Here is a 21544-nt window from a genome sequence, read left to right as displayed (position 1 = left end):
AAAAAATTAATGGCCATTTTTTCATTTGCTCCAGAAACAATGAAACCTACAGCTTTACTACTTAATCTATTTGTAGCGGGTATGTCTTTTTACTATTACTACAAGGAGGGATACTTTAATAAGAAGCTATTTATTGCTTTTGCCTTAGCATCTATTCCTTTGGCCTTCTTAGGCGGACGTATAGAAGTTGATGCATCAATTTACAAGAAAATACTCGCTGTACTTTTAGTATTCGCCATTTTAAAAATGCTAAATGTATTTGGTAAAGAAAGTGAATCTATTAAGCAAGTAAAACTGTGGCAGGGACTTGTAGTTGGAGGTATTATTGGGTTCTTTTCTGGTTTAATTGGAATTGGCGGAGGTATTATTTTAAGTCCGGTGATTTTATTATTGCATTGGGGTAAAATGAAAGAAGCTGCCGCTGTATCCGCACTCTTTATCTGGGTAAACTCTGCTGCAGGATTAATAGGCCAACTAAGTAGTGGTGTGGTTCTAGAAAAGGAATCTTTTATTTTGGTTGCTGTTGCGTTAATTGGTGGTGTTTTGGGTGGCTACTATGGAAGTAAAAAAATAAACAATACCAACTTAAGATACATCTTGGCTTTTGTGTTAATAATTGCATGTGCCAAATTAATGTTTACTTGATATGACTGATAAAAAACACATAACAGGTATTATTCTTGCTGGGGGAAAAAGCTCTAGAATGGGCACGGATAAGGGATTTGTTAAGTTTAACAACCTCAACTTTGTTGAATATAGCCTTAATGCTCTTAGACCTTTAGTTACTGATATTTTAATAGTTTCTGATAACAAAGATTATGATGCTTTTGGTTACAAAAGAATAGAAGACGACATAAAGGATGCCGGACCTGTTGCTGGTATTTATACCGGATTAAAAGCTTCAAAAACCGAATATAATTTGATCTTAAGTTGTGATATTCCTTTAATAAAAACCGAAGTTCTTAAAAGGTTGATTGATGGAATTGATGCCTCTACCGATGTTATTCAGATTGAAAGCAATGGTAAAACAATGCCTTTAATAGCGCTTTACAAAAAGCAATGTACTCATGTTTTTCTGGAAGCTTTGCAAAATGATGAAAGACGCTTAAGGCGTGTTTTAAATACTTGCAAAACGAAAAATATTATTTTAAACAGTGATCATAGCGCAACGATGAATGTGAACACTAAAGAAGAATTAAAAACTATTGAAAATGAATATAACGGTTAAGTATTTTGGACAAATAGTTGATGTGACTAATACACAAGAAGAAGTTGTGGAGATTAATAGCGGACAAGTTTCTGATTTATTAGATGTACTAAATAAGAAATATGATCAACTACAACTTAAGGATTTTCAGATAGCTCAAAATCAAGAATTAGTGACTTTAGATACCGAATTAACGGGATTGGAAATAGCATTATTACCACCTTTTTCTGGAGGATAAAATATGAGTAGATATAATAGACATATTATTTTATCAGAAATTGGTAAAGCAGGGCAAGATAACATCTCCAAAGCCAAGGTATTAGTTATTGGTGCTGGTGGTTTGGGTTGCCCCATACTTCAATACCTAAGTGCTGCTGGTGTTGGAACACTTGGTATTATAGATTTTGATAAGGTTGAATTATCTAACCTTCAACGTCAAGTATTGTTTGGCACATCTTCTTTAGGGGAGAATAAAGCTATTGCAGCAAAAAATAGGCTCCAAGATTTAAATTCGGATATTAAGATTAATGCGTACGCTGAGGCATTAACCTATCAGAATGCGCTTGAGTTGTTTGATCAATACGATATTATTGTGGACGGGTCAGATAATTTTGAAACCCGCTATTTAGTTAATGATGCCTGTATGATTACTAATAAGCCATTGGTGTTTGGAGCTATTTACAAATTTGAAGGTCAAGTATCTGTATTTAATTACCAAAACGGACCAAGTTATAGGTGCCTGTTTCCTAACCCGCCACAAAAAGATGCCGTACCTAACTGTTCTGAGATTGGGGTTTTGGGTGTTCTTCCTGGAATTATTGGCAGTATGCAAGCCAATGAAATTATTAAGCTCATATTAGGAGTTGGCGATGTATTATCTGGTAAACTGCTTTGCTATAACGCGCTTTCTAATCAAACTTCAACTTTAAAAATTAATAGGAATAACACTATTATAAATGAAGTTTTAAACACTCAGTTTAATTTTAAGGAAAGGATTCTAAATATTAATTGTGAAACCAGCGAATTAGTTTCAATAGAACATATCATAGCGAAAGATAACATCCAATTGATTGATGTAAGAGAAGCTCATGAACAACCAAAATTAGAAGGCTTGCATATTGAATATATTCCTCTAAGCTCGTTACAAAGCAACTTAGATAAATTACATAACGATAAAGAAAAGTACTTTTTTTGTCAATCAGGAATAAGAAGTAAAAAGGCCATTGATTTTCTGAAAGCACAAGAAATTTCAAACTGCTATAGTATTCAAGAAGGTGCTATAGAAATACAACATTATTTAAAAGAACACAACGTCATTACACCAGAGAAACAACAGAGGTAATCTAATAAAAAAGAGATTGCTTCGTACCTCGCAATGACAAAAACTAATAAAATGAAAGGTAAAAAACTAAAAAGCGTATTTATAGAAGGGGCTATTTCTTCAGATTTCATAGGGAATTCCATATACAAGCATCAGACTAAAACAAGTATTGGTGCTCATAATATTTTCCTAGGACAAGTAAGAGCTGATGAAATTGATGGTAAGACTGTTTCTGCTATAGAATATACAGCTTATGAAGATATGGCAAACCAAAAATTTAATGACATTAGAGAAGCTGCTTTTAAAAAATTTGATTTAACCTGTATGCACATTTACCATAGTTTGGGGACTGTTAAAGCTGGTGAAATTTGTTTATTTGTTTTTGTATCATCACCAAGACGAAAAGTTGTTTTTAAAGCTTTAGAATATGTAGTTGAGGCGATTAAAGCAGAGGTCCCTGTATTTGGAAAAGAGGTTTTTGAGGATGAAACACATCAATGGAAGGTTAACAATTGATTATTGACTAATTACTATTTATTATTATGAAGGAGGAATTAAAAAAAAGAACCAAAACTTTTGCTCATAATTGTATTAAAATCACCGGATTGTTTCCAAGTAATTATTTAGCTAATCACATAAAAGGACAGTTAATTAGATGCTCTACATCAGTAGCCGCAAATTACAGAGCTACTTGTATAGCACAATCTAAGCCTAGTTTCATTTCCAAAATAAGCATTGTTATTGAAGAAGTTGATGAATCTAATTTCTGGCTTGAATTTGCTTTAGATGAAAGTTTAATTCCAAAGAATAAAATAGAATTTCTTTTAAAAGAATCTAGTGAATTAACGGCAATCTTTATGGCTTCAAGAAAGACAGCAAGTAAGAAATAATCAATTTTAAATAATCAATTTTAAATAATAAATAATCAATCCGAAAAAATGGTAGATATTACACATAAAAACACAACACTAAGAACTGCAGTAGCCCAAGCTATAGTTGTAGTCAGTAAACCCGAGACCATTGAAGCCATTAAGAACGACACTGTTCCTAAAGGTAATGTATTAGCCATGAGTAAAGCTGCTGGGTTATTAGGTGTAAAGCGCACACCAGATATTCTACCAGATTGTCATCCCTTACCTATTGAATTTACTGGAGTAGATTATGAAATTAACGGACTAGAAATAAAGGTTCTTTTTACTGTTAAAACCATTTATAAAACGGGAGTTGAAGTAGAAGCTATGCATGGTGCTAGCGTGGTAGCATTAAATATGTATGACATGCTAAAACCCATTGATAAGGGTATTGAAATACATGCCATAAAGCTTCTTAAAAAGAAAGGTGGAAAATCAGATTATAAAGATAAGTTCAGAAAAGATTTAACAGCAGCTGTAGTGGTTTGTAGTGATACTATTTCTGCGGGAAATAAGGAAGATAAAGCAGGTAAGACAATCATTGAAAAACTAAAAACCAGTGGTGTTTCAATTTCTGAATACGTCATCATCCCAGACGAAGAAGATATCATTCAAAATAAAGCCAAAGCTTATCAAGCACAAGGCATAGATATAATTATTTATACAGGAGGTACAGGACTGTCTGGTAGAGATGTAACACCAGAAGCACTTATTCCAATGTTAGACCGTCGAATTCCAGGAATTGAAGAAGCTATTAGAAATTATGGGCAAGACAGAACACCGTATTCTATGCTATCACGAAGTGTAGCGGGTACAATTAAAAACACCCTTATCTTAGCGTTACCAGGATCCACAAACGGAGCAAAAGAATCTATGGATGCTATTTTCCCTTCTGTACTGCATGTTTTTAGAATTTTAAAAGCTGCCAGACACGATTAGTTGTTATTAGATAATATAAAATGATGAGAGATTCAGAAATTTTAAAAGACAAATTTGGTAGAGAACACACTTACTTGCGTATTTCATTAACAGAAAGATGTAATCTAAGATGTTCTTACTGTATGCCAGCAGAAGGCGTTCAACTATCTCCTAAAAGTCATATAATGAGCTATGAAGAAGTTTATGATATAGCTAAAACTTTTGTTGATAATGGTGTAACCAAAATAAGACTAACTGGTGGCGAGCCTTTTGTACGTAAAGATATCCCTGTTATTCTTGAAAAACTTGCTTCGTTACCTGTGGAACTATCCATTACCTCTAACGCCGTTATTATAGATAAGTTTATTGATGTTTTAAAATCAAATGGCATCAAAAAAATAAATGTAAGTCTAGATTCTTTAAGTAAAGAGAAATTCACGCAAATTACACTTAGGAATCAGTTTGATAAGGTTTATAATAACATTTTACTTTTAGTTAAAGAAGGATTTACGGTTAAGGTAAATGCCGTTTTAATGAAGGGGTTTAACGAAAATGAAATAATTGATTTTATTGAATTTACCAAAGATATACCTGTTTCAATACGATTTATAGAATTTATGCCTTTTGATGGTAATAAATGGGATTTAAGTAAAATGGTCTCTTATAAAGATATCATGAACAAAGTAAAATCTCATTTTAAGGAGAGCTCTATTGAACGTTTACAAGATGCCCCTAACGACACATCAAAAAACTACAAAATAAAAGGCTATAAAGGTAGTTTTGCGATTATAAGCTCTGTTACTAATCCGTTTTGTGATTCTTGTAATAGACTGCGCTTAACGGCAAATGGCAAGATAAAAAACTGTCTGTTTTCATCATCAGAATCAGATTTACTTACAACATTACGTCAAGGAGAACCTATAGAACCTATCATAAAAAAAGCAGTTCTTGCAAAATTTAAAGTACGCGGTGGAATGAATACTTTAGAAAAACTGCAAAAACCGCAATTACATGGTAAAAACCGTAGTATGATAACTATCGGTGGTTAAACCTATTGTGTTATTCTTTTTTGTACAAAGAAAAATTCAAAATTTTGTTTCTGTATTCTACAGTAATTTTGTTTTCAATAGGTTTTTCTGGTAAAGGTATTTCTACTCTAAATAAAGCAGAAGGATAACAATACGATCGCTTTTCTTTTCCATCCTTAGACTTTTCTTTTTGCGTAGTAACAACAAGATTACTACTACTAATATAAAATCTAAAGTCTTCTTTTAAATAACCCGGTACTACCATTTCATAATGATAGCCCAATTCTGTTTCGTTAATTTTAAGTTCTTTCTTGTCTAATTTAGTTTTGTCATTGGCTTTAAAAACAATTGAACTTTTACTCTCTTTAAGCCGTAAAGAGGATAAAGCGGATAATGAAGTCATAATAAGCTAGGGAATAATGTTTTTTTTGTTAACGGTACTCACAAAATAAAATAGAAATAGTGTTTAGTTCATCTATATCTTATTCATTTGAAGGTCAGACTAAATATAAGTTATTTTGTTTTATCAAGCAAAAAAAATCCCACAAAATTTCGGGGTTTTACAAAAAAATTCTGTTCACTATAAAACCAACGCTTAGGGCAATGATTTAGTAGCAAACAGAAAAAACCAGAAATAATTATATTAGGTAATATAATTAAGCAGCAACACTAACAATATGTTTATCAATTAAAAAGTTATATACATTTTGCTCAGTACCGTAATCTTTAATCCTTAAATAATACTGAACACCATAGAACTCTACCTTATAAAAGTTTTGAGCAATGTAATCGCTTTTTAAATCTTTGATGTTATTTTTTATTTTAATTCCGTGGTCTATTAGGAAACTAACTTGAGCTTCGTGGCTGACGTCCTCTTCATCTTCCATAGTATCTTCCTCGACGTTATCCGAGTTAGTCGTAGCATTTTTTGCATATTTATCTTTAAAGAACTCTTTTATGTCTTCCAATAGATCATTATCCACAAAATCAAATTCCAGATTTGATAAATAGCCTTTTATTTCTATTGCAATACTCTGCTCATGTGTACTTAAGTTTCTATTAGCCCCCATAATAAGTAGATTTTGAAGTTATACTCAAATTTAAAACTTAAATAATGCTTTTGGAGCCAGTTATAGACGAATGAAGTTTTAGTGTAGACGAATGGTATTTTTATTCAATTAAACGGATTATATATCCAATTTATAGAGAATAATTCATAAAATTGAAGGAAAATTTGTCAATTCAAAAAAAAGCATGTCTCTAAAAAGACATGCTTCTATTGATTTATAAATTTACTATTCTAAACTAAATTTTGTGTAGTTATTTATGTTGCTCTTTGCGCTCTTTCCCAATTAACTGTTTGTGTCTTTTTCATGTATCTGAAAAACCCTAAAACAACGGATAAATTCATTATGAAAAAATAGTATGGCACAAACAACAACTTTACTTTTATAGATATATTTTCTAGTAACCATCCAAATAATGCACCTACATAGAACAAAACTTGTAACCAGAAAAGCACTGAATATAACCCAAACTCTAATATACCTTCATTAAAAGCTAAAACCGAAGAAACGGGTATTAAAAGTATTAAACACAGCGGTGTTAGCGTCCATCGTAAAACACGATGCGATATATATTGAAAAGATAATGTTCCATATTTAAATACATTTAGTAAAGCACTTAATCTAACCACAGATTGAATACCTCCAGCAGAAATTCTAATCTTTCGCTTTAATTCTTCTTTCACATTGGCCGAAGCAGATTCAATAGCATAAGCCTCCGGGTCATACTGAATGGTATATCCATCTTGGGCAACACGTAATGAAATAATAAAATCATCTAATAACGTATCCTTCTCAACGTGTCTATATAACTCAGTTCTAATTGCAAACAGCTCACCTGCAGCACCAACAACAGAATACAATTCTGCATCCCATTTCTTTAAAGTAGATTCGTATTTCCAGTAAATACCTTCTCCAGCTCCAGAAGCCACGTCGCTTTCTTTATCTGTGATTCTCTTTTCACCAGAAACACAGCCTACTTTAGGGTTACTAAATAGGTTTACGATTCTGCGTATAGATTCTTTTCCTAAATTGGTATTGGCATCACTGAAAATCACGATAGGCGTTTTTACAAATTCCATACCTCTATTCATGGCTCCAATTTTACCATTTCTTGCATCTAAGTGATGAACTGTGGTATTAGGATACCCCTTAACTAAATCGGGAGTACCATCATCAGACCCATCGGTTACCCAAACTACATTTAGCTTGTCTTTAGGATAATCTAAGGCTAAGGTGTTTTTCATTTTAGCTTCAACATAATCTTTTTCGTTATAAGCGGCTATAAATAAAGTTACCTCTGGTTCATAAGACGTATCAACCTTTACTTTTTTTCCAATCTTTAATATTCGCCTAATTTTAATTATTAGATATAATAACATACCATAACCTACATAGGTATAGACTACGATAAATAATAATGTCCAAAAAATAATTTTTAATGCTTCCATAATACATAAGTAGGTTAGGTTATTTTACTTTTTCCCAAGTTTTGGTGTCTTGATTATATTGTTTTATTACTCTTGCAGGATTACCCACAACAACTGAATAAGGAGGAACATCTTTGGTAACAACACTTCCAGCTGCAACTATACAGTGTTTACCAATAGTTACACCAGCTACTACTACCACATTAGCGCCCAACCATGAGTTATCTTCTAAAACAATTTCTGATGTAGATACGCCTTGCTCATGAATAGGCTGATGAACATCTTGATAATCATGATTTAAACCAGACACAGTAATGTTCTGCGCCAAGCGAATATCGTTACCTATAGTTACTGGTCCTATAATGGTGTTACTTAGTCCTATTTTAGTTCTATCTCCAATTACTACATCTCCAACACCATTATTTATTGCCGAGAAATCTTCGATAGTAGAATCGCTTCCTAATTCAAACTTATTCCATGGAACAACATCCATCCTAGTTCTAGGTCTTACCCTAGCCCCTTTTCCTTTTTTGTGATAAAACGGATTAACAAACCATTTAATCCAAAGTCTTGGTCTAGTTTGTTTAGGTATAAGAATAGACCAATGTACTAGCTTTTTAAGCTTGTCGTTTGATTTGATTTTTTCTTTTAATCCCATTTTATTGTGGTTTTAGTTGCTTTAATTATTGAATCGTAAATGGTTTTCACATTGTTCTCCCAAGTATGGCTTTGGGCAAATTTTGCTCTTCCCTTAGCCAACTCGTCGGAATGCTTTTCTAATGCTTTTTCTGCTAACTCTATATATTCTTCTTTTGATGAAGCCAAATAAACATATTTACTAAACATTTGCATAGCCTTTGTTTCTGTGGCCAATGTTGGTTTTCCCATGGCCAAATACTCATCTATTTTTCTTGGGTAATTACCTATGGTTAAATTATTGGTTAGTTGCGGATTCATTGCAACGTCAAACCCTTTTACGTAGTTTGGTAACTCAGAAGCATCTTTTCTTCCTAAGAAATAAACATTATCTAGATTATGAAGATTAGAGTTTTTAAAATCCTCATCTTCTGGTCCAACGAGAACCACACTCCAATCTTTTCTTTCTGAAGCTATATATTCAATTAAATTGATATCTAATCGTAAAGTGGTTAAAGACCCAACATATCCAATAACAGGTTTTGGAATGTCATTGAATTCTTCTGGTATTTTTATTGAATTGTCTTCATCACCAAATAGAGATACATCGCACCCTTGCCCCACCATATAACTGTGTTTATTTATGTGCGAACACATATCTTCAAAAAATTCGGAATTGGTTAAAACAACATCGGCTTTCTTTACTATTTTGGGTTCAATTCTTTCGCCATGTTTTCCCCAATAAGGTACTTTTACGAGATAATCTCTCATATAGTAGGCATAAACTTTTGGTTGTAATAACTCCTTAAGATGAAGTCCTAAAAACATTGAACTATCATTAAAAAGAATAAAATCTTTAAACCCTAATTCATGGGCTGCTGCCTTTATATCTGAAGCAAAACGTTTTGCATTTCGCTTATTTAATAGTTTATAAATTGAATGTACTGGCAACCAATTAATAGACTCAACGCCCTTTTTAGGGTAAAGGTTCCATAAATTATCTCCAATTTCTACAAGGCCATTTTCCAAGCCCTTTTTTATTCTAATGCGTTTCTGAATTTTTTCTTTGTGTTTCTGGCTTCGTTCTGTAGATCTATCCATAGGAGGATTTACGTATAGCACTCTATTATGCTTTGCAAATTCTAGCGCTATATTTTTACAATTACTTCCTATTTCTATATCCCAAGCTTGTATTCCAACTACAATAATGTCTTTACCTTTTATCATACTATTAAGCGCTTTTTTGGTTATACATCTCTTTATATAATTCTAAAACTTGTTTTGCCATGTTTTTCCAAGAAAACACTTTACTTCTTTCTATTCCTTTTTCAACTAACATGTTGGCATAGTCTGTATCCTCAAGAATTTTAATGATACCTTGAGTAATTTCTTCTGGTTTAAAAGGATCTATTATATGTGCAGCATCTGCGGCAACCTCTGGCATTGAAGACGTATTAGATGTTATTACTGGGACACCACAGCCCATAGCTTCTAACATGGGAATTCCAAAACTCTCTCTTAGAGATGGGTACAAGAAAATTTCACTTTGGGCATAAATAGCAGGTAAATCTGTATTAATTACATAACCCGTGAGTATAATTTTGTTGATTAAATCCTTGTCTCCTATCTCAACAAGTAATTTCTCTAATTCGCTTTTATCATAATCTAACATTACCAGCTTATAATCTAACTTTGTTTGCTTAAGAAAATCTGAAAACGCTTTTAATGTACCCTTTGTGTTCTTTTTAGGATCTGTATTACCTAAAAAGAAAAAGTACTTTTCTGGTAGATTATATAAAGCTTTAACACGTTTTAATTCTTCTACATCTGTTACTAGCTTAAAATGAGTACTTACACCATTATAAACAGCCTCTAGCCTATTATCTCCATTCATTCTAAAAAATTCACCAATTCGGTTCTTTTCAAAATGCGAAACTGTAATAATCTTTTCACTGTTTTTTACCACTTTAGGCACTACCATTTTTCTATATACATTTCCAAATTTCTGATATGGTGTTGCTGAACTTTGTAATATTTTCATGTAACTACTCTCCATATAAATGATATCATGAAGGGTAGTAATTAAAGGGATGTCTAAAAACAAGGGAGCTGTATTACTGGTGCAGTGCAATACCTCACAACCATATTCCTTAGCTGCCTTTGGTAAGGCTATTTGTTCCCACTGTGGGTAAGAACCGCCTTCTAATCTTATAATTTTAAAGTTTGAGGTGTCTTGTAAAACCTCATCATCCTCATCTGGTTTAACAAAAACATAATATTGATTTTCATGATCTATGTCTTGAAGATTTTTAATCAGCTCAAGAGCAACCATGTCCATTCCATGTTTCTTCTTTCTGAAAAGCCTTTGTCCTTCTATTCCTATTATCATAATTATCTTCTTTGGAGTTCTACTGAAACTTCTATTTTATGAGTACTTTTCTAATTCTATTATAAATAACCACTTCAAGTAGGTATGAAAACACGATCATAATGATGATGTAGAGCCCATACTCCAACACTTTATTGGGAATAAAACTTAAATACGTTGCTTCGACTACCATATAGTGATGGGATATATAAATAACATAAGATGATGGTGCCAAATACTTAAATACACCGAAAAGTGCATCAAAACCAATCCACTTTAGGTTATGCCATACAATGGACCCAAACATTACAATAATGGCGAATACAAAGTGTCTTAACTCTACAAATGGATATGCTACCAAGGGATATGAATATACTTTGGTGTAAGAAAAATTTAAATATAAATTAAGCCCTAACAAAGCAGTAATTATTCCTAAAACATAGGCATATGGCATAATATTTTTAAAGGAATACGCTTCTTTATTTAAGTAAATATCTGCAAAATTTACACCTATCCACCAGATCGCAAAATACATGGCTAATCTGTTAACTGTAAAGGGATATATTAAATAGGAAACTGTAGCTATAACAACTAAAATATTTACCCATTTCTTTAATTTATCTCCTGGTATATACTTTGCTAAAACAAAGAACAGCATGTAAAACCACCACTCATAAGACAGCGACCAAAGTACACCGTTACCCATATAAGCGGCTGCTATTACATTTGGCTTTTGTGATATGACATCTTGTAGCATAAAAATATTCCCCAATAGGTTAGGCCAATCTGGATTTGCCAAAGACCCATCGGCATAACATTTTATTAGATATCCCATTAGAAAAATAAAAAATAACGGAACGTATAGCCTTACAAAGCGCCTTACGAAATAGTATTTAAAAGATTTGTCTTTTGATCTTTCCCAAGTATATCTAATTACGAAACCACTTAATACAAAGAATACAATTACAGCTTCTGGTCCGAACCTAAAAAGCAAACCTATATTAATTCCAAATAACTCTATTTTCTGAGGTAACGTATGAAATAGAACAACGTATAAAGCTGCAAAACCTCTAATTGCTTCAAGCTTTTCTAATCTCTTTTTTTTCATTTTGGTTGGTGTTAGGGATTTATAATTTTACTCTTTGGTAATAGTGGTATGCTGCGTGTGTATGAATGTTTTATTAGCACCTTTAATTCTTAAAAGAGATAACAACATCATAAACATACCCTTAGGTAAACTTGCCATAGCAAGTAGGGTTCTTTTGTTATAAAAAGCTTTTGGGATTGACACTATAAATGACAAGACGCATGCAGCCAATACTGAAATCCATAGGTTACTATATAGGTCTTCGTTTTGCAACCAATAGTTTAACCCAAAAAACATAATGCTACATATTCCTAAAGCACCTAGCAATAATATTCTTGGTGGTTGAATAAATTGAATGGCCTTATCAAAATAGTCTATATTCCCCTTAAGAAATAAAGCTTTAGTTGCCTTTAAAATGTCTTTTCTGAAATAGTGAAATTGAGCTGAAAGCCATCGTCTTCTTTGGTTACCAAAAACTTCGGCTTTTTGGACTTTTTCATCATAAACCACTGCATCATCTAAATACATTATCTTTCGACCTTCTTTCAGCATTTTTAATTCAATTTCTTTGTCGAATCCTCCAACAGCCGTAACCGTAGACATTAAATTCTTAAAATAGCTATACCTAAATGCCATTCCAGAACCTATTATAGCCGATGAAAGTCCCAGTACCCTATGCCCTTTTCTAAAAATACTATTGTTTATTTCTTCACTTACAGCATCGAGTACCGCCCATGAATTGTTAACATTTTTAGCGGTTCTATGACCTTGTACAGCAATAAAGTCTTGTTCAAAAGCAGTATTTATTTTACTTAGAAAATCATGAGCCATTACATTATCTGCATCTAAAACAACTGCCAAATCGTAATCCTCATTTAACTGTGCCATTGCACTGTTTAGTGCCTTAGATTTTGTACTCTTTTCAAAGCTCACCTCAATAACTTTTATTGGTAAGTTTCTTAATTGTTTTAATGTACTATCCTGAAAAGAATCAGCAATTATAACAACATCATACAGTTGCTCTGGGTAATCTTGCTCTAATGCTTGTTTAGCAACATCTACAATTACAGCGTCTTCCTTATAGCCTGGTATTAAAACTGCTATTTTTCTCTTTTTTGCGCTTTCTGAGTATTTCTTCTGTTTATAGAAAACACTGGCTATAGAAAAAATGAATATATATAACGTGGCTAAAGCAAATATGCTTAAAAGTATAATTTGGAATACATTGAATGCTGCCATAATACAAGGGTGTTTGGGTTAAATAGGTTGGGGCAAGATGTTAATTAAGGGGGTAATATTTTCTTATCCCATCTGGTAACTATGTTTTATTCGTCTTAATCTATTTCTAACTTTTAGTGCTGCCTCTCTTAAAAATGGCAAGTGTTTACCACTCTTTAAGTTGTACATAAAAGATTCTGCCTCAAATATCATTTCAAAATTTGCTGTACATAAAACAGGTTTCTTTGATATTCTGTTAATTTCAACAGCCTGAGCCAATTCACTTTCAATAAACAATACATAAGGTTTAGACATATAAGCTTTTGCTTTATGTGAACCATGATTATTGAGACGTTGTCTGGCCCCGGCGTTTGGAAGGTCTAACATTATTAAATCATTATATTTAATATTGTTTGCTGCTAACCATGTTTCTGTTTCTTTTCTGTATTTTTCTAACCTAGAAGTAACTATTGTACCTATTTTACTTCCCGGGATAAATAATGGTGGTGCATTTAAAATGAAATCTATATACTTTTCTCCATCATCATTTTGTTCTGGCGTTGGGTCTGCACATAAAACACCATCAATATCAAAACAAGCCTTTTCTAACGTGGTATGGTTTAAAATATTCCATTGAAAATACCTAGGTAACGGTACATTTTCAAAAAAGTAATCCACCATTTTTTCTTTTCCAGCTATAGTATAAATTGCACAGTATTTTAAATCAAATTTTTCTTCAAGGTGACTTAATTTTTCTTTGCACTCCTTCATTGCCGAACCAGAGGCGATGCTATCATCAACGACTAAAACTTTTTTACAGTCTGAATCTTCAAAAAACTGACTTCTTGCACCTGCTTTATAAATATGACCATTAATAAAAGAGTCTATATCTGTATAGGGTTTATTTAGATATAAGGCAATTAAATTTGCTGGCATCATACCACTTCTAGGTACTCCAACAATTAGGTCAAAATCTCTAGGGAGCATACTTAATCCCTGAAGAATAGTATTATTTAAATCTTTAATATTTCTGTAATTCATAGTATTAAGTTTTAAGGTTAATGATTTGGGGTGTATTTAAATATTTTAGGTTAATAATGGTTTTAATGGTTCTTCAGATTCTGTATCTTCTTCTTCTTCAATAGGGCTATCAAATTTCTCAGGGTCCGACATAACTGCCATTGACGTATAAATTAGTAAAGCAGTAGGCATTCCTCCTAAAATTGCATTACCATATGATGCCATCATAACACCAACCATACCGGCAATTAATGCTCCTATTCTTAGCTTAATTATGGGATCTCGAATTCTAAACATGACTTTATATGAAGCCTTTCCTACTACATAAAACAAAATAAATAAGTGAAGCGTAAGTCCTATTATGCCTTGCTCTACCCAAATTAATACATACCAACTATCTGTTGCTATTTGCGAAAGAAATGCATTTGGTAAAAACCTCTGTGCTTTTACGCCTCCATGGCCAATGCCTCCTCCAAAAGGTCTAGAAGCTAAATATCCTTTTAAAATTCTCTGATTTTCAAGTCTTACTTGTAAGGATTTATTGTTAGGATCAAATGCTCCCCGCATTCTTCTAATCTGGTCATTTCCGTTACCAATAGTTGTGTACTTAAAGAATATGAACATGGCAATTAGGCCAATAACACCAACACTAAGAATGCGCACATTTTTACTTAAAACAAAGTAAGTCATCATTCCTAAAGCGGGCACGCTAATTGCTCCTCTAGTACCAGAAATCATCATACCATAGAATCCTAAAATTCCAATAGCCATAAAGATTATTTTTTCGATTCCTTTCTTGGTAAGAGAGTATATTATAAACACCACTCCTGTATAGCCTTGGTTTGCGCCAAATTGACCAGCATCACTGAAAAATGAAAAGATTCTTAATTTACCAAAAAGTAAATGTGTTTCTGCGCCACCTCCATCTAACCAAGCTTGTTCTGCGGCATCAACTCCTAAAAACAATTGCATCATACCTTTTAGCGTGGCTAATACTGAGAAAGCGCCCCATACGTATAAAAACCAATCCAGCTTTTGTCTATTATCAATAAGAATTAAGGCTAGTGGAATTAAAAAGAAAAAATAGAATCCTATGCCTCTACCTGATACCCATGCGGCAAAACTTTGAGCCTCTGGGTTAACAATTTGGAAAACACAATACATAAGCCAAATACCTGCTAAAGCAGTAATATCTTTTTTAGCTGGACTCCAATCTACTCGTTCTTTAAACCTATTAAATATAAGTGCTAAATAGGTTAAAATAAATATGCCATCAATACCAAAACCTAGTGGCAACCCAGTTACATATCTTCCGATTCCTAGTAACGTAAAGTTAAAGGCTATTGCAGTAAAATAGCCTATTATAGGGTATTTAAACAGTAGAAAAAAGTAAACACTACCAAAGAATCCAGCCAATAATAATCCTACCCCAACAATTTTCATTTTGGCTAATATTAAGCCACATAAAACGATTGCTGACACAAATATTAAAATTGGTTTCGGGTTCAAAAACTTGGATGAACCAGACAATTTATCAAAAGGATTTATGTTGTCTTTGTACGTCATTAATTTACTTTTCTGTTGCCTTCTAAAACGTGTTTATATTTATGGTTGGTCATTTTGTTAAACATATCTTTATAAAATGTAGTACCACTTCTAAAAATCTCCCTGTATGACAGTGTTATCTCTTTATTTAAGAAATACATTCCCATCCATATACCAACTATTGTAAACGCTATTGATGCTATTGCAACGAATACTAAAGATTCAAAAACAAAAATGGCAATGATATCTCCAACAACATTTGCAATTACCATTAATAAAACTTTTAAAGCGTTAACATTCGGTTTGTTAATACTATCTAAACCTATACCGGTCATTCTATCAATTGGTAAAAGAAGTCCATAAATAGAGAAGATTCTAACAATGGTTACTACGTTGAATCCTGTTTCTGGATCAACTTTTAAATATTGTTCTCCCGATAATATAAGTACTAAGAACTCAGCAAAAACAAAGGTGAATAAACTAAGAAATACAAAGAGATAGGTTAAAGCTCCCGAATATTGATAAAAGAGCTCTCTTACTTCATTAACCCTTCCCTGTACACTTGCTTTAGACATTTTTGGGAATGCCGTTGCAACAAAACTTCTAAGCGGTATTTGTTGTAATTCAGTTAGTTTTAAAGGTATACTATACAGCGCAACCGCAGCATTTCCTAATGGACTAAGACTTATTATAAAGGTATCTGCGCTTCTTAATAAGTTTGTTCCTATTAAGGTAAACGTGGTGTATTTCCCAAAGTTAAGTAATGTCTTATTGGTTTCTTTACTAGCTTTTGTAATATGATTTATACCGTCCCATCCTAATACTAAACTAATTACCGATGTTAAGGCATTAATAACCAGTAAAGCAATTACCAACTGATTTAAAGTTAACTCTAAAAAGAAATAGTTTACAAGAATTACTAAAAAGAAAGCACCGCTATTTATGGCTTTAAGTGCTAGTATTTTACCGTATTCCCTGTCGGCTTGTAACACAACTAAGGCGTTATTCCAAGGCAGGTTTAAAAAGGCTAACAGCGGATACCATATAAAGAATAATCCGTAACCAGATTTAGAAATAGATTCGCTAAAAAAGTAGTTGCAAACTATTAGAATAATGGCAACCAATACAGTAGCTCCTAAGCCAATTAATGCGTTAGACCCTATGAGTTTGTATCTTGATGATGCTTCTGCTCCAGACAAATATCTTATTAAACCGGTATTTGTTATTCCGAATCTGAACATTTCTACAAAGGCTCCAGCGGTTATAAATAGTACCCATTCTCCAAATACTTCAAGTGATAAACTTCTTGCCAATAAAGCAAATCCAGAAATACCTAGAACGGCTATTATAGCATTCCCTGCAAGTGATAAGAAGTTATCTTCCTTTAGTATTTTTTTGAACTTTTCCATTTATAATTTTATATCTGGTTTTTATTGAAAAATTGGAATCTAAATGCAGATTTCAGTTTCTTTCTAAACTTAGTTCTCTTCTTAGGTAAATCACCTAACATAGACTCTACTTCTTTAAGTTCTACACCATTAAGAATAAAATTCATTTTATCTCCTGATAATGGTTGTAGGCCAGCTAATGCTGTTTTATCCGACTCAGACCATAGCCTATTTGATCTACATACCAGAATATCTAAGTCTGAATTGTTAAATAGATCTGCCGGATAATTAGTAAAGATTATTGCTGGTAATTCTATTATGACATAATCTGGATCATAATCTAATTCTATATTATTCCCTTTTATAATATCCTCATAGGTCTTGGCTTTATAAAAGTGGTTATCTATGGTATATTTAAAATATTCCGATTCGTCCAAATATGTAGATGCTTTAGCTAATAAAGGGTTCTCAAAATCAATTCGAGGATCTTTGTATCCTAAAATTCTATTAATAATTGAATACTTTCTTTGAGAAGTAACTTTTGCCTTTTCACTCTTATAGTTTAAAACTAGTACTCTTTTACCACTACTTTTTAGTGTTTTTGCAATGTTTCCGGCTACAACAGATTTTCCTTCCATTTTTTGCGTACTAAAGCACAAAATGGTTTTTGGTTGTTTTTCAGAATCTTGTAAACTAATAAACTGAAGTATGTTTTGGGTAATAATTTCAATAACTCTATTGTTTACAAAAGCATTGTTTCTTATTCCAGAGTTAAGCAAAACTTTAGGCACCATTCCTAATCCTGGTAGCTCCAGTATTTTCCCAGCTTTCTTTATGTTTTTTAAAGTATCATCAAAATACTCCATAACTAATAGTATCCCTAGCGTAAATATGATGCCAATAAAAGCTGCTGCAATAATTAACACCTTTCTACTTGTTGGTGTTGGTGACAAGGGATAATATGGAGGGTCTATGGTTTTTAAATTTGAAGACAATTCGCTGTCTTGCATTTTTAATTTTGCGAGGTTTAAACCGTGTAGTATTTCAAGATATCCCTGTTCTGAAACATTTATTTCTCTTTCTAATCTTTTTATGGTAGCTCCGGCAGGGGCGTAAATAGAATATTGTTCTTTAAAATCCTTGTTACGTTTATCCATTACTTGAAGCTCTGCTTTCAGATTTTCTGTTTCAACAACATTATCTACCCAATCGGGTAAAGCTTTACTAACTGGTAAACCTTCTATGGTATTTTGATAGCTATAAAGTTCATCTAAATTAAGTTTGATTTCTTTTGAAAGATTTTCAGCCTGTTTTTTTAGATTTTCAACATTCTCTTGTTGTTCAACATTTTCTGGGTCTAAATCGGCTTGTGCTAAGGCTATTTTAAAGTTTAAATCTCCTAGTTGTTTCTTCTTATCTACAACATCATTGTTTTTTAATTGAATAGCTTCTTGAATTTCTAGCTTTTTCTCAAGTTTCTTTGTTGCCGCTGCTATACCTGCTAATTTTGCCTTTCTGTTGTTGTAATCAACTTCCATTTCCTCTTTAACAATGGCAACAGCCTTACTCTGCTCATAATAATTTATGATGTTGTAAGACTTATTAAATTCTAACAATTTGTTCTCAGCAATTTTTAGTTTTTCGCTAGCCTTTGCAAGTTGATCTTCAAAGTATTTTACAACTGCATCAGAACCATTTTCTTTAATTCGCTTATACCCCTTGATACAAACACTATTATAAATTGCCAAAGTCTGCTGGCAAATTCCAGGATCATTTGCAGAATATGTTAATTCTAGTAAATCACTTTTACCTATTCTAAAAACTTTTACAGAGGATACCACCTTTAAAGAATAATGGGGATCTTCAAAATTTAGTAATTCGTAAACAAAATTTGTATTACTACTAACCATTAAGAGTTTTAAATTCTCTACCGTTTTCTCGTAGTCGTCCTTATTTATACCTTCTGGGAAAAGTGAAACTTCATCATTCTCAGAATCGTTTTTAGGTGATGGTTTTCCACTATTTGTAGTAACTACATAATCATAAATATCTTCTGGAATTTTAGACTTAAGTTCTTTAAAATGAGCTGCAGAAATATATTTAGGATCGGCTTCGGGGAGCATTAAATGCTGTGCCAAAAGACGTATAGCAACCTCTTCTTGAGTTTCCCTTGAGTTTATAAGGTTAATTAAGTTATCAAATGCTGTATTTGAAGCAAAATAGTTAAACTTCTTATCCATTTCTATGGAAGAACCAGAAGCTAAACCTGTATATAATACTGTTTTTGAAGAGTATTCATAAGTTGGTTTCATAGTTAAAACAATAACAATTGATGCTAGCACCAAAGGCACTACCATTAACAGTATTTTGTGTTTTAATATTAACCTTATAAATTCAATTATCTTCATTGCAATTGTGTTATTCCAAATTTAAAACCAGCCATATCTTCCAATACTTTTTTAGCAACTAAGAACTTGGATAAGGCTAATTCATAATCAGACTCTATTCTCATTGTCATATCTGAAAGTCTAACATATTCCGCTACAGGTACTAAACCGTTCCTGAACTCTTTTTCTACCATTTGCATATTAACCTTTCCATTACCAAGATTTTCTGCCTTAAGTTTTAACAATCTTTGTTTTAGGATTAAATCTTCGTACTTTTCAATAACTGCCTGCCTTACCAAGGACTGTTCATGAGCTAGCATAGTTTCTGCTTCACTGACCTGTATTTTTTTAAATTTTATCCTTTTATTTCTATTAATAACATCTAAAACAGGAATTTTGAAATATGCACCAAACTGATAGTTAAACTGCTTAGATGTTGTTGCAAAAGCGGAGGTTACTGAAGAAGCATCTTCGTTTGTAGAAAAATTATTGAAGTTTCCGTAAACCGTTGTGGCTTGAACTCCGAAATTTTTAGTCCAATCTATTTTTTCGGATTTCAAGGCTTCTTTCTTAAGATCTATATCTTGAGATCTGAAGCGTACCAAAGGGTTTCTCTTTAAAACAGAATCCATAACTACATGAAGCGGTGGAATATCTACTTGAACTCCTCCGAGTGATTTATCCACAGACTTTTGTTCTTGAGCAATTATTTTAATATTAGAACTCAAAACGAAAGTGGCAATAATTATGAATTTTGATAATAGTTTCATTTGTTAGTTTTTCTTTCTCTCTTATTCTTAAGTTATACCGTATCCTTTTGAAATAAAGCGGGTATGGTTCTTAAAATTAATTTCATGTCGTACCAAAAAGAGTAGTTATCTCCTTTAAACTGATCTGCATATTCATTATCTAAACGCATTCTTTCTTCCTCAGACATGTTTCCGCCTCTTCCTCTAAGCTCAACTTGCCATAATCCCGTAATTCCGGGAGGTGCCAAAAAACGTTTTGAAATATCATCTGCAGTAATGAGTTCTGCTTCGTATACAGGTAATGGTCTATTGCCGACTATAGACATATCTCCTTTTAATACATTTATTAACTGCGGTAACTCATCTATACTAGTATTTCGAATAAACTTTCCTACTTTGGTAATTCTTGGATCATCAACAATCTTAACAAACGCAGAGTTGTTTTTAGATTCCTCTGCTTTTTGGTGATTGTACCAGTAATCACAAATACTATAGGTATCGAAATACATTAAAGGTGAACAACTCTCCCCTTCTGGTAATTTTGCACATCTAGGACATGGTTCTTTATTTAATGGTTCATCTTCTTTTGGTTTGGAATTAGTATTATACTGATTTCTCTCTTTCGCCAATTTCTTTAAAAGCTCATCTGCTCCTGTTCTCATGGAACGCAGTTTATAGAAATCAAAAGTCTTTCTTCCTACTCTTTTAGAGATATAGTATACCTTTCCTTTAGACTCTAATCTAATGGCCAATAGTATAACTAATAGAAATGGAGATGCGAATAATAGTGCTGTTGAAGCAACCAGAATATCAAATAAACGCTTTGATAAAGGCATCTTATACTCTTCTTCCACTAAATCTGGAAGCTTTACCGATTTTGCTGCTTCTTTGTTCTCACACAAGAATTTAATTCTTTCAACAATATCATGTGCAGGTGTAGAATTAATAACAAAATAGTCGCACACCCTCTTTTTAAAGGAGCGCTTAAATACTTTATTATTGAACTCCTTAGACAGAAGCACAAAGGGTTTTTCTCCATATTCAGAATTATCTCTAATCCAATCGAAGAGGTATAAACCATTGTTTCCAGGTAAAATATAGTCGCAAATTATAGCGTCTAAAGGCTTTTTAGATTTTATATAATTAATAGCCTTTAAACTGTCTTCTAATACTATAAACGTGACGTTATTATTCTCTTTTAATTCATCAAAATACGCCGACGAATTCCCGATATACAGGAGTGTTAAGGTAGATTTCATCTTTGATG

22 protein-coding genes are annotated in these 21544 nt (G+C 32.5%); 8 read left to right on the top strand and 14 right to left on the bottom strand.

Annotation, left to right across the window (positions count from 1 at the left end; all coding sequences use genetic code 11):
* The 8 genes from FUA24_RS09090 to moaA all read left to right on the top strand — a co-directional run.
* The coding region (locus tag FUA24_RS09090; protein ID WP_246147005.1) for a sulfite exporter TauE/SafE family protein at nucleotides 1-645 on the top strand (645 nt) is incomplete at its 5' end.
* 1 nt (nucleotide 646) lies between these two features.
* Nucleotides 647-1228 carry a molybdenum cofactor guanylyltransferase gene (gene mobA, locus FUA24_RS09085; protein WP_148541564.1) on the top strand — a complete coding sequence of 194 codons (582 nt, stop codon included), beginning with the start codon at nucleotides 647-649 and terminating at the stop codon, nucleotides 1226-1228.
* The gene (locus FUA24_RS09080; protein ID WP_148541562.1) at nucleotides 1212-1445 is read left to right on the top strand and encodes a MoaD/ThiS family protein; all 234 of its coding nucleotides are present in this window, start codon (nucleotides 1212-1214) and stop codon (nucleotides 1443-1445) included. Before mobA ends, FUA24_RS09080 begins: the two co-directional genes overlap by 17 nt.
* 3 nt (nucleotides 1446-1448) lie before the next feature.
* The gene (gene moeB, locus FUA24_RS09075) at nucleotides 1449-2549 is read left to right on the top strand and encodes a HesA/MoeB/ThiF family protein (protein WP_148541560.1); all 1101 of its coding nucleotides are present in this window, start codon (nucleotides 1449-1451) and stop codon (nucleotides 2547-2549) included.
* Nucleotides 2550-2600: 51 nt separating this feature from the next.
* Complete coding sequence (locus FUA24_RS09070; protein WP_148541558.1) at nucleotides 2601-3044, top strand: molybdenum cofactor biosynthesis protein MoaE; 444 nt, start codon at nucleotides 2601-2603, stop codon at nucleotides 3042-3044.
* A 26-nt stretch (nucleotides 3045-3070) separates the two neighbouring features.
* Nucleotides 3071-3418, top strand: coding sequence for a four helix bundle protein (locus tag FUA24_RS09065; RefSeq protein WP_148541556.1), 348 nt, complete (start codon nucleotides 3071-3073; stop codon nucleotides 3416-3418).
* Between the two features lie 48 nt (nucleotides 3419-3466).
* Nucleotides 3467-4378, top strand: a complete 912-nt coding sequence (gene moaCB / locus FUA24_RS09060; RefSeq protein WP_148541554.1) for a bifunctional molybdenum cofactor biosynthesis protein MoaC/MoaB — start codon at nucleotides 3467-3469, stop codon at nucleotides 4376-4378.
* 20 nt (nucleotides 4379-4398) lie between these two features.
* A complete protein-coding gene (gene moaA / locus FUA24_RS09055) occupies nucleotides 4399-5406 on the top strand; it encodes a GTP 3',8-cyclase MoaA (protein ID WP_148541552.1) in 1008 nt (335 codons plus the stop codon).
* 10 nt (nucleotides 5407-5416) lie between these two features.
* Here the strand turns inward: moaA and FUA24_RS09050 are convergent, their stop codons facing one another.
* From FUA24_RS09050 to FUA24_RS26065, 14 genes are all read right to left on the bottom strand, one after another.
* Nucleotides 5417-5788: an Hsp20/alpha crystallin family protein gene (locus FUA24_RS09050; RefSeq protein ID WP_148541550.1), complete on the bottom strand. Its 372-nt coding sequence runs from the start codon at nucleotides 5786-5788 to the stop codon at nucleotides 5417-5419.
* 253 nt (nucleotides 5789-6041) lie between these two features.
* Entirely contained in the window at nucleotides 6042-6455 is a 414-nt protein-coding gene (locus FUA24_RS09045) for a hypothetical protein (RefSeq protein WP_148541548.1), read from the bottom strand.
* A 254-nt stretch (nucleotides 6456-6709) separates the two neighbouring features.
* Nucleotides 6710-7900, bottom strand: a complete 1191-nt coding sequence (locus FUA24_RS09040) for a glycosyltransferase family 2 protein (protein ID WP_148541546.1) — start codon at nucleotides 7898-7900, stop codon at nucleotides 6710-6712.
* Nucleotides 7901-7919: 19 nt separating this feature from the next.
* Entirely contained in the window at nucleotides 7920-8537 is a 618-nt protein-coding gene (locus tag FUA24_RS09035) for an acyltransferase (protein ID WP_148541544.1), read from the bottom strand.
* A complete protein-coding gene (locus tag FUA24_RS09030; protein WP_148541542.1) occupies nucleotides 8528-9742 on the bottom strand; it encodes a glycosyltransferase in 1215 nt (404 codons plus the stop codon). The genes FUA24_RS09035 and FUA24_RS09030 overlap by 10 nt, the downstream gene beginning before the upstream one ends.
* Nucleotides 9743-9746: 4 nt before the next feature.
* The gene (locus tag FUA24_RS09025; protein WP_148541540.1) at nucleotides 9747-10904 is read right to left on the bottom strand and encodes a glycosyltransferase family 4 protein; all 1158 of its coding nucleotides are present in this window, start codon (nucleotides 10902-10904) and stop codon (nucleotides 9747-9749) included.
* A 31-nt stretch (nucleotides 10905-10935) separates the two neighbouring features.
* On the bottom strand, nucleotides 10936-11991 hold the full coding sequence (locus FUA24_RS09020) for an acyltransferase family protein (protein ID WP_148541538.1): 1056 nt from the start codon (nucleotides 11989-11991) through the stop codon (nucleotides 10936-10938).
* Between the two features lie 27 nt (nucleotides 11992-12018).
* A complete protein-coding gene (locus FUA24_RS09015) occupies nucleotides 12019-13209 on the bottom strand; it encodes a glycosyltransferase (RefSeq protein ID WP_148541536.1) in 1191 nt (396 codons plus the stop codon).
* 63 nt (nucleotides 13210-13272) lie between these two features.
* Nucleotides 13273-14229, bottom strand: a complete 957-nt coding sequence (locus tag FUA24_RS09010) for a phosphoribosyltransferase family protein (protein WP_148541534.1) — start codon at nucleotides 14227-14229, stop codon at nucleotides 13273-13275.
* Between the two features lie 45 nt (nucleotides 14230-14274).
* Nucleotides 14275-15774, bottom strand: a complete 1500-nt coding sequence (locus FUA24_RS09005; RefSeq protein WP_148541532.1) for an O-antigen ligase family protein — start codon at nucleotides 15772-15774, stop codon at nucleotides 14275-14277.
* Complete coding sequence (locus FUA24_RS09000) at nucleotides 15774-17162, bottom strand: lipopolysaccharide biosynthesis protein (RefSeq protein ID WP_148541529.1); 1389 nt, start codon at nucleotides 17160-17162, stop codon at nucleotides 15774-15776. The genes FUA24_RS09005 and FUA24_RS09000 overlap by 1 nt, the downstream gene beginning before the upstream one ends.
* An 8-nt stretch (nucleotides 17163-17170) precedes the next feature.
* Nucleotides 17171-19549: a GumC family protein gene (locus FUA24_RS08995; RefSeq protein ID WP_148541527.1), complete on the bottom strand. Its 2379-nt coding sequence runs from the start codon at nucleotides 19547-19549 to the stop codon at nucleotides 17171-17173.
* Nucleotides 19546-20298, bottom strand: coding sequence for a TolC family protein (locus FUA24_RS08990; RefSeq protein WP_148541525.1), 753 nt, complete (start codon nucleotides 20296-20298; stop codon nucleotides 19546-19548). The genes FUA24_RS08995 and FUA24_RS08990 overlap by 4 nt, the downstream gene beginning before the upstream one ends.
* 32 nt (nucleotides 20299-20330) lie before the next feature.
* Complete coding sequence (locus FUA24_RS26065; RefSeq protein ID WP_148541523.1) at nucleotides 20331-21536, bottom strand: sugar transferase; 1206 nt, start codon at nucleotides 21534-21536, stop codon at nucleotides 20331-20333.
* Nucleotides 21537-21544: the final 8 nt, after the last annotated feature.

The organism is Seonamhaeicola marinus (assembly GCF_008085455.1).
The sequence above is the reverse complement of the archived record's forward strand: the minus strand, read 5'-3'. Positions and strand labels throughout refer to the sequence as shown.

Bases quoted from the DNA above. Each gene is read 5' to 3' on its own strand.
- moeB (WP_148541560.1), top strand. From the start codon at position 1,449: ATGAGTAGATATAATAGACATATTATTTTATCAGAAATTGGTAAAGCA.
- FUA24_RS09035 (WP_148541544.1), bottom strand. From the start codon at position 8,537: ATGGGATTAAAAGAAAAAATCAAATCAAACGACAAGCTTAAAAAGCTA.
- FUA24_RS08990 (WP_148541525.1), bottom strand. From the start codon at position 20,298: ATGAAACTATTATCAAAATTCATAATTATTGCCACTTTCGTTTTGAGT.
- FUA24_RS08995 (WP_148541527.1), bottom strand. From the start codon at position 19,549: ATGAAGATAATTGAATTTATAAGGTTAATATTAAAACACAAAATACTG.
- FUA24_RS09070 (WP_148541558.1), top strand. From the start codon at position 2,601: ATGAAAGGTAAAAAACTAAAAAGCGTATTTATAGAAGGGGCTATTTCT.
- FUA24_RS09050 (WP_148541550.1), bottom strand. From the start codon at position 5,788: ATGACTTCATTATCCGCTTTATCCTCTTTACGGCTTAAAGAGAGTAAA.
- FUA24_RS09015 (WP_148541536.1), bottom strand. From the start codon at position 13,209: ATGGCAGCATTCAATGTATTCCAAATTATACTTTTAAGCATATTTGCT.
- FUA24_RS09080 (WP_148541562.1), top strand. From the start codon at position 1,212: ATGAATATAACGGTTAAGTATTTTGGACAAATAGTTGATGTGACTAAT.
- FUA24_RS09010 (WP_148541534.1), bottom strand. From the start codon at position 14,229: ATGAATTACAGAAATATTAAAGATTTAAATAATACTATTCTTCAGGGA.
- moaCB (WP_148541554.1), top strand. From the start codon at position 3,467: ATGGTAGATATTACACATAAAAACACAACACTAAGAACTGCAGTAGCC.
- FUA24_RS09030 (WP_148541542.1), bottom strand. From the start codon at position 9,742: ATGATAAAAGGTAAAGACATTATTGTAGTTGGAATACAAGCTTGGGAT.
- FUA24_RS09040 (WP_148541546.1), bottom strand. From the start codon at position 7,900: ATGGAAGCATTAAAAATTATTTTTTGGACATTATTATTTATCGTAGTC.
- FUA24_RS09045 (WP_148541548.1), bottom strand. From the start codon at position 6,455: ATGGGGGCTAATAGAAACTTAAGTACACATGAGCAGAGTATTGCAATA.
- FUA24_RS09025 (WP_148541540.1), bottom strand. From the start codon at position 10,904: ATGATAATAGGAATAGAAGGACAAAGGCTTTTCAGAAAGAAGAAACAT.
- mobA (WP_148541564.1), top strand. From the start codon at position 647: ATGACTGATAAAAAACACATAACAGGTATTATTCTTGCTGGGGGAAAA.
- FUA24_RS09020 (WP_148541538.1), bottom strand. From the start codon at position 11,991: ATGAAAAAAAAGAGATTAGAAAAGCTTGAAGCAATTAGAGGTTTTGCA.
- FUA24_RS26065 (WP_148541523.1), bottom strand. From the start codon at position 21,536: ATGAAATCTACCTTAACACTCCTGTATATCGGGAATTCGTCGGCGTAT.
- FUA24_RS09000 (WP_148541529.1), bottom strand. From the start codon at position 17,162: ATGGAAAAGTTCAAAAAAATACTAAAGGAAGATAACTTCTTATCACTT.
- FUA24_RS09005 (WP_148541532.1), bottom strand. From the start codon at position 15,774: ATGACGTACAAAGACAACATAAATCCTTTTGATAAATTGTCTGGTTCA.
- FUA24_RS09065 (WP_148541556.1), top strand. From the start codon at position 3,071: ATGAAGGAGGAATTAAAAAAAAGAACCAAAACTTTTGCTCATAATTGT.
- moaA (WP_148541552.1), top strand. From the start codon at position 4,399: ATGATGAGAGATTCAGAAATTTTAAAAGACAAATTTGGTAGAGAACAC.